The organism is Pseudomonas fluorescens, from assembly GCF_003732425.1.
GTDB lineage: Bacteria > Pseudomonadota > Gammaproteobacteria > Pseudomonadales > Pseudomonadaceae > Aquipseudomonas > Aquipseudomonas fluorescens_BE.
Genome location: NZ_MOBX01000015.1, coordinates 350177 through 363367, shown reverse-complemented (window position 1 = coordinate 363367; position 13191 = coordinate 350177). Strand labels below are relative to the sequence as shown.

11 protein-coding genes are annotated in these 13191 nt (G+C 59.1%); 8 read left to right on the top strand and 3 right to left on the bottom strand.

Features of this window, described 5'->3' with window-relative positions:
• The first annotated feature begins 42 nt into the window (after nucleotides 1-42).
• From cheR to flgE, 5 genes are all read left to right on the top strand, one after another.
• On the top strand, nucleotides 43-870 hold the full coding sequence (gene cheR, locus BK670_RS23650; protein ID WP_123453389.1) for a protein-glutamate O-methyltransferase CheR: 828 nt from the start codon (nucleotides 43-45) through the stop codon (nucleotides 868-870).
• 326 nt (nucleotides 871-1196) lie between these two features.
• The gene (gene flgB / locus BK670_RS23645) at nucleotides 1197-1604 is read left to right on the top strand and encodes a flagellar basal body rod protein FlgB (protein WP_007917581.1); all 408 of its coding nucleotides are present in this window, start codon (nucleotides 1197-1199) and stop codon (nucleotides 1602-1604) included.
• A gap of 3 nt (nucleotides 1605-1607) precedes the next feature.
• Nucleotides 1608-2051 carry a flagellar basal body rod protein FlgC gene (gene flgC, locus BK670_RS23640; protein ID WP_003227217.1) on the top strand — a complete coding sequence of 148 codons (444 nt, stop codon included), beginning with the start codon at nucleotides 1608-1610 and terminating at the stop codon, nucleotides 2049-2051.
• Between the two features lie 15 nt (nucleotides 2052-2066).
• Nucleotides 2067-2792 (top strand): flagellar hook assembly protein FlgD, encoded by a 726-nt coding sequence (gene flgD / locus BK670_RS23635; RefSeq protein ID WP_123453387.1) that lies wholly within the window; start codon nucleotides 2067-2069, stop codon nucleotides 2790-2792.
• 30 nt (nucleotides 2793-2822) lie between these two features.
• Nucleotides 2823-4157 carry a flagellar hook protein FlgE gene (gene flgE, locus BK670_RS23630; RefSeq protein ID WP_123453385.1) on the top strand — a complete coding sequence of 445 codons (1335 nt, stop codon included), beginning with the start codon at nucleotides 2823-2825 and terminating at the stop codon, nucleotides 4155-4157.
• Between the two features lie 364 nt (nucleotides 4158-4521).
• On the opposite strand, the gene BK670_RS23625 is transcribed toward flgE, so the two are convergent.
• Entirely contained in the window at nucleotides 4522-7416 is a 2895-nt protein-coding gene (locus tag BK670_RS23625; protein ID WP_123453382.1) for a ribonucleoside-diphosphate reductase subunit alpha, read from the bottom strand.
• A gap of 877 nt (nucleotides 7417-8293) precedes the next feature.
• On the opposite strand from BK670_RS23625, the gene BK670_RS23620 reads away from it, so the two are divergent.
• Nucleotides 8294-9016, top strand: a complete 723-nt coding sequence (locus BK670_RS23620) for a response regulator (protein WP_123453380.1) — start codon at nucleotides 8294-8296, stop codon at nucleotides 9014-9016.
• Nucleotides 9013-10623 (top strand): ATP-binding protein, encoded by a 1611-nt coding sequence (locus tag BK670_RS23615; protein WP_123453378.1) that lies wholly within the window; start codon nucleotides 9013-9015, stop codon nucleotides 10621-10623. The genes BK670_RS23620 and BK670_RS23615 overlap by 4 nt, the downstream gene beginning before the upstream one ends.
• A gap of 117 nt (nucleotides 10624-10740) precedes the next feature.
• Here the strand turns inward: BK670_RS23615 and BK670_RS23610 are convergent, their stop codons facing one another.
• Together BK670_RS23610 and BK670_RS23605 are read right to left on the bottom strand one after the other, a co-directional pair.
• On the bottom strand, nucleotides 10741-11466 hold the full coding sequence (locus BK670_RS23610; protein ID WP_123453376.1) for a 4'-phosphopantetheinyl transferase family protein: 726 nt from the start codon (nucleotides 11464-11466) through the stop codon (nucleotides 10741-10743).
• Nucleotides 11467-11616: 150 nt separating this feature from the next.
• Nucleotides 11617-12408, bottom strand: a complete 792-nt coding sequence (locus tag BK670_RS23605; RefSeq protein ID WP_123453374.1) for a dienelactone hydrolase family protein — start codon at nucleotides 12406-12408, stop codon at nucleotides 11617-11619.
• 144 nt (nucleotides 12409-12552) lie between these two features.
• Between BK670_RS23605 and BK670_RS23600 the strand changes: the two genes are divergently transcribed.
• Nucleotides 12553-13158: a hypothetical protein gene (locus BK670_RS23600; RefSeq protein WP_123453372.1), complete on the top strand. Its 606-nt coding sequence runs from the start codon at nucleotides 12553-12555 to the stop codon at nucleotides 13156-13158.
• The last annotated feature ends 33 nt before the right edge of the window (nucleotides 13159-13191 follow it).

Genomic DNA, 13191 nt, shown 5'->3' with positions numbered 1-13191 from the left:
GTTTTGCTCCTGGCGGTCAACACGATTTAAGAGGCGGCATCATTGTCTACGGGTAATTTGGATTTCGAACAGTTCCGGGTCTTCCTGGAAAAAGCCTGTGGCATTTTGCTCGGTGAAAACAAGCAGTACCTGGTCTCGAGCCGTCTCAACAAACTGATGGAGCAGCAAGGCATCAAATCCCTGGGTGAGCTGGTACAGCGCATCCAGACCCAGCCGCGCAGCGGTTTGCGCGAGCAGGTGGTCGATGCCATGACGACCAACGAAACCCTGTGGTTTCGTGACACCTATCCGTTTGAAGTCTTGAAGAACAAGGTGCTGCCTGAAGCGATCAAAGCCAGCCCCAACCAGCGCCTGCGGATCTGGTCGGCCGCCTGCTCGTCGGGCCAGGAACCGTACTCGCTGTCGATGTCGATCGACGAGTTCGAGCGCAGCAACCTTGGCCAGTTGAAGATGGGCGTGCAGATCGTTGCCACGGACTTGTCCGGCAGCATGCTGACCAACTGCAAGACCGGCGAGTACGACAGCCTGGCTATCGGTCGCGGTTTGTCCGCCGATCGTTTGCAGCGTTACTTCGACCCGAAAGGGCCGGGACGCTGGGTGATCAAGGCGCCGATCAAGAACCGGGTGGAATTCCGCTCGTTCAACCTGCTCGACAGCTATGCCGCGCTGGGCAAGTTCGACATCGTGTTCTGCCGCAACGTGTTGATCTACTTCTCTGCCGAAGTGAAGAAAGACATCCTGTTGCGCATTCACAGCACGTTGAAGCCGGGCGGTTATCTGTTCCTTGGCGCTTCCGAAGCGCTGAACGGTTTGCCGGACCATTACCAAATGGTTCAGTGCAGCCCGGGGATCATTTACCAGGCGAAATGAAGCATATGGCAAAAGAAGGGAGCCCTCAGGGGCTCCTTTTTTTTTGCCGCATGCTTCACGTAGGAGCTGCCGAAGGCTGCGATCTTTTGATCTAGATCTTGAAAAACAAAATCAAAAGATCGCAGCCTTCGGCAACTCCTACAGGGGGGGCTGTTAACAGGGCGAAGCGGCAGAAAAGCGGCATCCGGCGGAAACCGGTTGCCGCTTTTCTGGCATTGCCGCTTTGCCGACTCCCGGCAAAGCCCCGGTTTATGCGGCTTTTATGGTTTGGCACGGCGCTTGCTAAAGCTCAGTTACGAAAAACCGGTCACCTGAAGGTTCCCGACATGAGCATCAGCTTCGATAAAGCGCTCGGCATTCACGAAAAGGCATTGGGCTTCCGCGCCCAGCGTGCCGAAGTGCTGGCCAACAACATCGCCAACGCCGACACCCCGAACTACAAGGCTCGGGATCTGGACTTCTCCAAAGTGCTTGAAGCACAAACCCAGAAAAACGCCAACGGCACTATCGCCCTGAACATGACCAACAGCCGTCACATCGAAGCTGAAGGTCTGGGCAACGGCGACGAATCGCTGATGTATCGCACGCCAATGCAACCTTCGATCGACCAGAACACCGTGGACGCTCAACTGGAGCAGTCGAACTACGCGGAAAACGCCGTCGGCTTCCAGGCCAGCTTCACCCTGCTCAACAGCAAATTCAAAGGGCTGGTGTCAGCCCTGCGCGGAGAGTAATCCATGTCCCTGTCCAGCGTTTTCAACATTGCCGGCAGCGGCATGAGCGCACAAACCACGCGTCTGAACACCGTGGCCTCGAACATCGCCAACGCCGAAACCGTCTCGTCGAGCATCGACCAGACCTACCGTGCCCGTCACCCGGTGTTCGCCACCATGTTCCAGGGCGGCCAGAACAGCGGCAGCAATTCGCTGTTCCAGAGCCAGGACGCGGCCGGTCAAGGCGTACAGGTGCTCGGTGTGGTCGAAGACCAGAGCAACCTCGAAGCGCGCTACGAGCCGAACCATCCGGCGGCCGACGCCAAAGGCTACGTCTACTACCCGAACGTCAACGTGGTGGAAGAAATGGCTGACATGATTTCCGCGAGCCGCTCGTTCCAGACCAACGCTGAAATGATGAACACCGCCAAAACCATGATGCAGAAGGTACTGACCCTCGGTCAGTAATAAGGGGCGACGGCCATGAGTGTTTCCGATACCACCAGCAGCTTGAGCATGAATGACATCCTGGCGAACTCGTCGAAAAAGACCAGTTCGACCACCGGTGGCATTGCTTCGGCGACCAACAGCGCCACCGGCGGCCAGGCACTGGGCAAGGATGCGTTCCTGCAACTGCTGGTTACCCAGCTGAAAAACCAGAACCCGCTCGATCCGCAGGACAACAGCGCCTTCGTTGCGCAGTTGGCGCAGTTCAGTAGCCTGGAAGGCATCACCACGCTGAACAGCACTGTCAGCTCGCTGGCCGGCAACTACAACTCCTCGCAGGCGTTGCAGGCGTCGTCGCTGGTGGGCCGCAACGTGATCGTGCAGACCAACTCGGTTCAGCTCGACGATCCGAGCAAAGGCATGACCGGTTCGGTCACCGTTCCGTCGTCGATTGCCGGCGGTACTGTGAGCATCACCGACAGCAGCGGTGCGGTGGTGCGCACCATCGATCTGGGCAGTCGCGCCGCAGGCAGCGCGAGCTTCACCTGGGACGGCAAGGATAAAGACGGCAATCTGGTCAAGACCGGTACCTATACCGTCACGGCCAACGCATCGATCAATGGCACCTCGACCGATATGGCGACGTACCTGCCGGCCACCGTCACCAGCGTGACGATCAGCCAGACCGGCGGCGAGCTGATGCTCAACCTGTCCGGCAAGGGCACCGTTGCCCTGTCCAAAGTACAAACCATTGGTATATAGAGCCGACTAACCGGCACAAAGGAGTGGAATATGTCTTTCAATATCGGCCTTAGCGGTCTCTATGCAGCCAACAAACAACTGGACGTGACCGGCAACAACATCGCCAACGTTGCGACCGCCGGTTTCAAATCGTCCCGTGCAGAATTCGAAGACGTCTACTCGGCGACTCGCCTGGGTAGCGGCAGCAAAGTGATCGGTAACGGCGTGCGCCTGGCCAACGTGTCCCAGCAGTTCACCCAGGGTGACATCAACAACACCGGTAACGTGCTGGACATGGGCATCAACGGTTCGGGCTTCTTCACCATGAGCAACAACGGCTCGGTGTCCTACACCCGTGCCGGTACGTTCAAGGTCGACAACGCCGGTTACATCACCAACACCGATTACACCTCGCGCCTGCAGGGTTACGGTGTGGACGCCAACGGCAAGATCATCAACGGTGTATTGACCGACCTGAAGATTGATACCTCAAACCTGGCGCCGAAATCGACCTCCCTGGTGACTTCGAGCATCAACTTGAACTCGACTGCGCCGGTCATTGTTGATACCGGCGCCAGCGCCGTCGTATTCGACCCGGCAAAACTCGAGACGTACACCAAGTCGTTCAGCACGCCGATCTATGACTCTCAGGGCAACTCGCACGTCATGGATCAGTACATGGTGAAAACTGGCCAAAACACCTGGAAGGTTTACACCCTGGTGGACGGGCGTAATCCGGATGCCACCGGTAGCAATCCAGTCACGACGCCTCCGACTGCTTCGACACTGACATTTGACAGTTCGGGCAATCTGACTCAGGTCAGCACGCCTAACCCGGCGGATCCGACCAATCCGATCATCAGCAGCGACTTGAAGCTGACCAATTGGAAGCCGGGCAACGTGGTCAACGGTAACTTTGTACCTAACGGCGCAGCGGCCAACACGGCTGGCGTGACCATCTCCATGGCCAAGACCACTCAGTACAACGCTGACACCGCGCGTTCAATCCCGACTCAGGACGGTTACGCCACTGGCCAGATCACCAACCTGACCATCGACGGCACCGGCACGCTGTTCGCAAACTTCAGCAACAACCAGAGCAAGGCCATCGGCCAGGTTGCGCTGGCCAGCTTCACCAACGAACAAGGCCTGCAGGCAATCGGTGGCACCAGCTGGAAAGAGACGTTTGCTTCGGGTATCCCGGGCTACGATGCACCGGAAACCGGTACCTTGGGGTCGATCGCTTCCAACTCGTTGGAAGAGTCGAACGTTAACCTGACCAACGAGCTGGTAGACCTGATCAAGGGCCAGAGCAACTATCAGGCGAACGCCAAGACCATCTCCACTCAGAGCACCATCATGCAGACCATCATTCAGATGACCTGATTCCGGTTTCTGTTTGTGCAAGGAAGCCCCTCTTTTGAGGGGCTTTTTTGTTGGGCTTTGTTGGGGGCTGTTTTGATGGGGTGAATATCCGTTGCTTCGGGTGCAGTGACTGGTGGTTTCGCGCTTACAGTGTCTCACTCCGACCAATCTCCGATTGAACACTCCCAATCCCGGTGTGGGAGCGAGCCTGCTCGCGAAGACGACCTGAGAGCCAGCCAGCCTCTGCCAGATGTACTCAACCTCTGTAAGAGCTGCCGAAGGTAAATGGCGCACAAAAGAAAACCCCCGACACACCAGAAGTCTGTCGGGGGTTTCTTTTGCCGGGAGAGTATCAGGCGTCTCGCAACGCCTGACTCAGCTCAGCTTATTGGCAAGCTTCGCAATCCGGCTCGTCGATCGCGCAAGCCTTTGGCACTGGAGCAGGACCGGCAGGTGCTGCCAGTACCGAATCGTCGCCGTGGTTGCCGCCGCTGGAAACAGCGTTCAGCTTGCCGGTGTTGATGGTCGACTTCTCGGTGCTGGTCGCGGCCAGGGCACGGAGGTAGTAAGTGGTTTTCAGACCACGGTACCAGGCCATGCGGTAGGTCACGTCGAGCTTCTTGCCCGATGCGCCGGCGATGTACAGGTTCAGCGACTGGGCCTGGTCGATCCACTTCTGACGACGGCTGGCGGCGTCAACGATCCACTTGGTGTCCACTTCAAACGCGGTCGCGTAGAGCTCTTTGAGTTCTTGCGGGATGCGCTCGATCTGCTGAACCGAACCGTCGTAGTACTTCAGGTCGTTGATCATGACCGAGTCCCACAGACCGCGAGCCTTGAGGTCGCGAACCAGGTACGGGTTGATCACGGTGAATTCGCCCGACAGGTTCGATTTCACATACAGGTTCTGGTAGGTCGGTTCGATCGACTGCGAGACGCCGGTGATGTTGGCGATGGTCGCGGTCGGTGCGATGGCCATGATGTTCGAGTTACGAATGCCTTTCTGTACACGGGCGCGAACCGGTGCCCAGTCCAGGGTTTCGTTCAGGTCGACATCGATGTACTTCTGGCCACGGGCCTCGATCAGGATCTGTTGCGAATCCAGCGGCAGGATGCCTTTGGACCACAGCGAGCCCTGGAACGTCTCGTACGAGCCGCGCTCGTCAGCCAGGTCGCAGGACGCCTGGATCGCGTAGTAGCTGACCGCTTCCATCGACTTGTCGGCGAACTCGACGGCAGCGTCGGAACCGTAAGGGATGTGCTGCAGGTACAAAGCGTCCTGGAAGCCCATGATGCCCAGACCGACCGGACGGTGCTTGAAGTTGGAGTTCTTCGCTTGCGGCACCGAGTAGTAGTTGATGTCGATCACGTTATCGAGCATGCGTACAGCGGTGTTCACGGTGCGTTGCAGCTTAGCGGTGTCCAGCTTGCCGTCAACGATGTGGTTCGGCAGGTTGATCGAGCCCAGGTTGCAAACGGCGATCTCGTCCTTGTTGGTGTTCAAGGTGATTTCGGTGCACAGGTTCGAGCTGTGAACCACGCCGACGTGCTGCTGCGGGCTACGCAGGTTGCACGGGTCTTTGAAGGTCAGCCATGGGTGGCCGGTTTCAAACAGCATGGACAGCATTTTGCGCCACAGGTCTTTGGCCTGGATGGTCTTGAACAGTTTGACCTTGCCTGGGTATTCGGTCAGGGCTTCGTAGTACTCGTAGCGCTCTTCGAAGGCTTTACCGGTCAGGTCGTGCAGGTCCGGCACTTCGGATGGCGAGAACAGGGTCCACTTGCCGTCATCGAAGACGCGCTTCATGAACAGGTCAGGAATCCAGTTGGCAGTGTTCATGTCGTGGGTACGACGACGATCGTCACCGGTGTTCTTGCGCAGTTCGATGAACTCTTCGATGTCCATGTGCCAGGTTTCCAGGTAGGCACACACAGCGCCTTTGCGCTTGCCACCCTGGTTAACGGCTACGGCGGTGTCGTTCACCACTTTCAGGAACGGCACAACGCCTTGCGACTTGCCGTTGGTGCCTTTGATGTACGAGCCCAGTGCACGCACTGGCGTCCAGTCGTTGCCCAGACCGCCAGCAAATTTCGACAACATGGCGTTGTCGTGGATCGCGTGGTAGATGCCCGACAGGTCATCCGGCACGGTGGTCAGGTAGCAGCTCGACAGCTGTGGACGCAGGGTGCCGGCGTTGAACAGGGTCGGGGTCGACGACATGTAGTCGAAGGACGACAGCAGGTTGTAGAACTCGATCGCGCGGTCTTCTTTCTGCTTCTCTTCGATCGCCAGGCCCATGGCCACGCGCATGAAGAATATCTGCGGCAGTTCGAAACGCACGCCATCCTTGTGGATGAAGTAACGGTCGTACAGGGTTTGCAGGCCCAGGTAGGTGAATTGCTGATCACGCTCGTGGTTGATCGCCTTGCCCAGTTTTTCCAGGTCGAAGGAGGCCAGCACAGGGTTCAGCAGTTCGAACTCGATACCTTTGGCGATGTAAGCCGGCAGTGCCTTGGCGTACAGGTCGGCCATTTCGTGGTGAGTGGCGCTTTCGGCCACACCCAGGAAACCCAGACCTTCGGCACGCAGGGTGTCCATCAGCAGGCGGGCGGTCACGAACGAGTAGTTCGGCTCACGCTCAACCAGGGTACGGGCGGTCATCACCAGCGCGGTGTTGACGTCGGTCAGGGCCACGCCGTCGTACAGGTTTTTCAGGGTTTCACGCTGGATCAGGTCGCCGTCGACCTCTTCCAGACCTTCGCACGCTTCGGTGACGATGGTGTTCAGGCGGCCCATGTCCAGCGGCGCCAGGCTACCGTCGGCACGGGTGATGCGGATCGACGGGTGAGCGTTGACCGCTTCTTCGGCCGGGGCGTGGGCAGCGCGTTCTTTCGAGCGACCGTCACGGTAGATCACGTAGTCGCGCGCGACTTTCTGTTCACCGGCACGCATCAGGGCCAGTTCGACCTGGTCCTGGATTTCTTCGATGTGGATGGTGCCACCCGACGGCATGCGACGCTTGAAGGTCGCGGTGACCTGTTCGGTCAGACGGGCAACGGTGTCATGGATTCGCGACGAAGCGGCAGCGGTGCCGCCTTCAACTGCGAGGAACGCTTTGGTGATAGCGACGGTGATCTTGTCATCGGTGTAAGGAACGACAGTGCCATTGCGCTTGATCACGCGCAGTTGACCAGGCGCGGTGGCAGCCAGATCCGAAGTCGAATCAGCGGCCTGCGGCAAGGTGCCCTGCGGGTTCTCGCGAGTTGTGTCGGTTTGCATGGGGGGTGATCTCCACATTCTCTATGTTTGTTTGGGCACCATCATGGTGCTCACCGTTCTGGTCCGAAGCACTACAACCGACGGGCGTCGGGCATAACAACTTCGGACCAGTAGGAAAAAGGCTAATGACGCCGCATCCTTGCCGAAGTTTTTGGCTGCGAGCCAGGGCTCGAGCCGGATTCCTTCCCAGGTGACAGTAATGACTGCAACACCCGTACCGTTCCGGTCGTTTCCAACCTGAAAAACGATGCCATCCGCAAGAGCGGTTTGGGCTTTGAAAAACTTGCTTGGTTCAACCGGAAACCGGCAATAAATCGCTTGAGTTTCAGGTCTGAAATGTGGTTGGGCGTTTAAGCGGAAAACCCTATATGTAGGGTCTCTCCCTGCGCCGTGCTACAAGATAATGCGTTTCGAGGGGGCTTGCAACGTACTAGCTGTGGATAAACCTGTGCGTAAATTGTGTAAGAAATCGGGAATTCCCGTGTAGGCCGCGAACCTGCTGCGCTAGACCGTCTGTCACTGTTTTTTCACCGGGAAAAACGCTTCAGCGGATTTTTAAGGGCGCGAACCCTATCACAAAAAACTGCCTTGTCCGAACGCATTTACCGACTTGTGTTCTGGCTGTACGCCGTTTATACAATCGGCCCATGCGCAGGCATTCTTATCCTCCTCAAACATGACAAAAGGACGGGAGGATCACGCTAAATATCGCGTACCCCTGCTGGAGCTGCCGAAGGCAGCGATCTTTTGATCCTGATCTTGAAAAGCAAGATCAGGAGATCGCAGCCGCGTTTCACTCGACAGTTCCTACAGGGGATCGTGTGTATTCGGGCAATCGTCTTCCTTTATTCATAACAATAGAAAGCAGAGGTCACCGGTGGAGCAACAAGCCTTTCAGGTATTGATCGTCGAGGATGATCAGCGGCTGGCCGAACTGACGCGCGATTACCTGCAAGCCAATGGACTGCGCGTGGACATCGAAGGCAACGGGGCGCTGGCGGCGGCACGGATCATCAAGGAGCAGCCGGATCTGGTGATCCTCGACCTGATGCTGCCCGGCGAGGATGGCCTGAGCATCTGTCGCAAGGTGCGCGATCAGTATGACGGGCCGATTCTGATGCTCACCGCACGCACCGACGATGCCGATCAGATCCACGGGCTCGATCTCGGTGCCGACGATTACGTGTGCAAACCGGTGCGCCCGCGGCTGTTGCTGGCGCGAATCCAGGCGTTGCTGCGCCGTAGCGACACACCTGAACCGCTCGCCGAAAAATCCCGCCGCCTGCAATTCGGCCCGCTGGTGGTCGACAACGCCTTGCGCGAAGCGTGGCTGAGCGACAACGGCATCGAGCTGACCAGCGCCGAATTCGACTTGCTCTGGCTGTTGGTGTCCAACGCCGGGCGGATCCTGTCCCGGGAAGAAATCTTCACCGCCCTGCGCGGCATCGGCTACGACGGCCAGGACCGCTCGATCGATGTGCGCATCTCGCGCATCCGCCCGAAAATCGGCGACGACCCCGACCATCCACGCCTGATCAAGACCATTCGCAGCAAAGGTTATCTGTTTGTTCCTGAAGCCTGCGTAGACCTGCCGCTGTGAACTCGATCTTCCTGCGCATCTACGGCGGCATGTGCGCAGCGCTGATTCTGGTGGCGGTGCTCGGCGTGCTGGCGCTCAATCTGCTCAACCAAGTGCGCAGCGAGCAGTATCGCGAGCGGCTGGCCCACGGTACGTTTTCGTTGATGGCCGACAACCTGCAACCGATGAATGAAACCGAACGCCATCGTGCGTTGCTGGTGTGGGAGCGTTTGCTGGGGATTCCGCTGGCGCTGAAAAAGTTTGCCGAGACCGATCTCGATCTGACCCAGCGCACTCGCGTGCAACGGGGGCAGGCGTTGGTCGAACAGACCGGACCGCACGCGGCGAAGGTTTACCGGATGGTCAGCGACAAGGAACAGCTTGTGCTGGTGGGGGAGGTGCAGCAGATCAGCGAGCAACTGGCCCGCGCGACCATTTACCTGCTGGCCGATGAACTGGTGCGCGTGCCGGTCGCCGAGCAGCCCAAGCGCCTCGCGCAGATAAAGCAAGAGAAGGGCTTCGGTTTCGATCTGCGGCTGGTCACGGTGAATGACGCCGACATGGACGAAGACCAGAGCCGCCGCGTGGCCGAAGGCGACACGGTGATGGCGCTGGGCAAGGGCGGCGACTCGATCCGCGTATTCGCTGGCATGGTCGGCACGCCGTGGGTGCTGGAAATCGGCCCGCTGTATCAGATGAACCCATACCCGCCGGAATGGCTGGTGTTGATCGCCGCGCTCGGCCTGACCCTGATCGGCCTCATCGTTTATCTGTTGGTGCGCCAGCTCGAACGGCGTTTACGCGGCCTCGAAGCGGCGGCCACGCGGATTGCCAAGGGCAGCCTGGAAACCCGTGTGCCGGCGCGCGGTGCCGACTCGGTCGGGCGTCTGGCGTCGGCATTCAACGGCATGGCCGAGCACTTGCAGCAATTACTGGCAATCCAGCGCGAACTGGTGCGCGCGGTGTCCCATGAATTGCGCACGCCGGTGGCGCGCCTGCGTTTCGGCCTGGAAATGATCGGCTCGGCGACCACCCCGCAAGCGCTGGAGAAGTACCGCGAAGGCATGGATCACGACATCGAAGACCTGGATAAACTGGTCGATGAAATGCTCACCTATGCGCGGTTGGAGCAGGGGTCGCCGGCGCTGACCTTCCAGCGCATCGATCTGGATGCGTTGGTCAATCAGGTGATTGAAGAGCTGGCGCCGTTGCGCGCCGAGGTCACGGTGCAGCGGGGGTTGTGCTTGTCCGCCGCCGATAATGATGATGCCTGGGTCGAAGCCGAGCCGCGTTATCTGCATCGGGCGCTACAGAACCTGGTGAGCAACGCCATGCGTCATGCTCGTTCGAAGGTGACAGTGAGTTACCAGGTCGGGCAATTGCGCTGCCGCGTCGACGTCGAGGATGACGGGCCGGGCGTGCCGGAGGTGGCGTGGGAGCGGATTTTTACGCCGTTTCTGCGTCTGGATGACAGCCGTACGCGGGCGTCGGGCGGGCATGGCTTGGGCTTGTCGATTGTGCGACGAATCATTCACTGGCATGACGGCCGGGCGATCATTGGCAAGAGCAAGAGTCTGGGTGGGGCTTGTTTCAGCCTGAGTTGGCCGAGGAATCAGGAGCGCCGGTAATTCTTGTGGTGGCCGCGATGCCGCCTTCGCGAGCAGGCTCGCTCCCACAGGGGAATGCATTTCAAAATGTGGGAGCGAGCCTGCTCGCGAAGAGGCCTGAACAGACGCTGAAAGATTTCAGGCCTGAATGCTGACCAGACTCAACAACTGCCCATCCTGCACTCCGAACTGCGCCTCCAGTTCAGTGCCGTTGCACCATTCGGCAGACAAGTCCGTCAACAAGCGCAACCGCACCTGACCGGCCTCCGTCCATTCCAGCACTTCAGCGTGCTCGAAATAAAAGCGCTGCTGCACGATCGGATACAGCGCCTTGAACAAGCTCTCTTTCACCGAAAACGTCAGCGTCACCCACAACGCCAGTTGCTCCCGCGGACCCGCCGCCATGCGTTGCATTTCCGCCGGCGTGAGAATTTCCCCGGCCAGACGCTCGGCACGTTCGGCACTCAGCATATTTTCCAGATCCATGCCCAGCCCGCGCCAATGCCGCTTGTTGGCGACAATCGCCGCAGCACGACCGGTGCTGTGAGTGATCGAGCCGCAGATATGTGCCGGCCAGATCGGCGCGCGATCTTCGCCGATCGCCGGCACGACGCCGGTGCCTTCCAATTGCTGCAACGCCGCGCGGGCGCAAATCCGCCCGGCGAGAAATTCCGCCTGACGTTTGGCCACCGAGCGCTGAATGCTCGGCGGCGCAACGACGGCGCTGCGCTGGAAATCATCGCCAAGCAGTCGGGCCGGATCGAAGTGGGTGCTGAGCAGCACGGTGTCAGGCAATACCGTCGGCAACGGCCAGTGGCTGTCGAGCGCGGTGCAGCAGGCGGGGAGAGCGGGGGCAAGATTCATGGCGGGCATTTTGCCGGTTAGTCGGGCCAAGGTCGAGATTGGCGGTGAAGCTTTCGCGAGCAGGCTCGCTCCCACACTGGATCTATGCCGCCCAGTAGATCCCCTGTGGGAGCGAGCCTGCTCGCGAAGGCCGCGCCGCGGTGTCGCTGATCAGCTAAATATTTTCTGGAAAAACGCTTTCATGTCCGCCCAGGATTTTTCATCCGCTGCCTTGTTGTACCCGATGTCCGGGCCTCCGTGTTCGCCATGGCTGAGGCGATCGGCATCCGGGTTGGTGAAACCATGCTTGGCGCCCTCCAGACTGACGAACTTGTAGTCAGCCCCGGCCTTGTCCATTTCTGACTTGAACGCCGTGACGTTGTCGGCGGTGACCATGCTGTCCAGCGCGCCGTGCTCGACCAGAATCTTCGCTTTCACACTGCCGGGCGTCGCCGGGGTTTTGGTCGCCAGCGCGCCATGGAAACTCACCACGCCCGCCAGCGGCTCACCTTGCCGTGCTGCGTTGAGTACCACGCCACCACCGAAGCAGTAACCGATCGCCGCCAGTTTGTTCGCATCGGTCTGCGGCTGTTTCTTCAGCAAATTCAGCCCGGCCTCGAAGCGCTTGCTGGAAGCCGCGGCGTCTTGGGTCGCTGCCTGCATGAACGCCATCGCGTCTTTCGGGTGCTCGGTGTTCTTGCCTTCGCCGTACATGTCGATCGCCAGAGCGCTGTAGCCGAGTTCGGCAAGATCGCGCGCGCGGCGCTTGGCGTAATCGTTCAGGCCCCACCATTCATGCACCACGACAACTCCAGGGCGCTTGCCTTGGATGGCATCGTCGTAAGCGTAGTAGCCGATCAGTTGGGTGCCTTCGGCGCTCTGGTAGGGAATTTCTTCAGTCTTGATCGCAGCCTGAGTGAGGCTGCTGATAGCCAGCAAAGTAAGGGCGAGGAACAGGCGCATGGTCGGGTCTCCTGACAATAAAGGGTCAAAACAGCCTAGTTCATTTGATTCAGGTCAGGTTCAGAGACGGTTCAGGGGCGGTACAGGGGGAGGTCAGTAACCTTGCGCCATACCCAAACAGCAACTGTGAAAGAGGAAATACCCATGACTCGTTTTAACAAACTGCTGCTGGCATTTACCCTGTTAGGCTCCAGCATCGCGGCCAACGCCGACGACACCAGCAACTTTGCCGGCCTGACGTTCGGTCAGACCAGCGACAAGATCGACAAGTCCCACGCACTGAACAACAACCTCGACCACCCGAACGCTACCGGCGCCATCGACGGCAACAACACTTACGGCGTACGCCTCGGTCAGCAAAACAGCCAGGGTCGCTACTACGCCACCTACGACAACGTGTCGGGCTCGCACAATGGCATTAAACTGCGTCAGGAAAACCTGCTGGGCAGCTACGATCTGTTTTACCCGGTAGGCGGCAGCACCAAGCTGTTCGGCGGTGCCACGGCCGGTCTGACCAAGCTGACTCAGGATTCGCCGGGCTACAGCCGCGACAGTGACATCGGTTACGCCGTCGGCGGTCAGTTCGGGGTGTTGCAGCAAGTTTCGCAGAACACCTCGGTGGAACTCGGTTACCGTTACCTGATGAGCAACGCCAGCACCGAAATGAAAGAGAGCGGTGGCAGCAAGCAAGGCTCGCTGGACTTGAACAGCAGCGCCCAGACTTACCTGTCGGCTAACTACAATTTCTAACGCGGTTAGCTTGAGTACCCTGTGGGAGCTAGC

Bases quoted from the DNA above. Each gene is read 5' to 3' on its own strand.
- flgC (WP_003227217.1), top strand. From the start codon at position 1,608: ATGTCCCTGTCCAGCGTTTTCAACATTGCCGGCAGCGGCATGAGCGCA.
- BK670_RS23605 (WP_123453374.1), bottom strand. From the start codon at position 12,408: ATGCGCCTGTTCCTCGCCCTTACTTTGCTGGCTATCAGCAGCCTCACT.
- BK670_RS23610 (WP_123453376.1), bottom strand. From the start codon at position 11,466: ATGAATCTTGCCCCCGCTCTCCCCGCCTGCTGCACCGCGCTCGACAGC.
- BK670_RS23625 (WP_123453382.1), bottom strand. From the start codon at position 7,416: ATGCAAACCGACACAACTCGCGAGAACCCGCAGGGCACCTTGCCGCAG.
- flgE (WP_123453385.1), top strand. From the start codon at position 2,823: ATGTCTTTCAATATCGGCCTTAGCGGTCTCTATGCAGCCAACAAACAA.
- flgD (WP_123453387.1), top strand. From the start codon at position 2,067: ATGAGTGTTTCCGATACCACCAGCAGCTTGAGCATGAATGACATCCTG.
- flgB (WP_007917581.1), top strand. From the start codon at position 1,197: ATGAGCATCAGCTTCGATAAAGCGCTCGGCATTCACGAAAAGGCATTG.
- BK670_RS23600 (WP_123453372.1), top strand. From the start codon at position 12,553: ATGACTCGTTTTAACAAACTGCTGCTGGCATTTACCCTGTTAGGCTCC.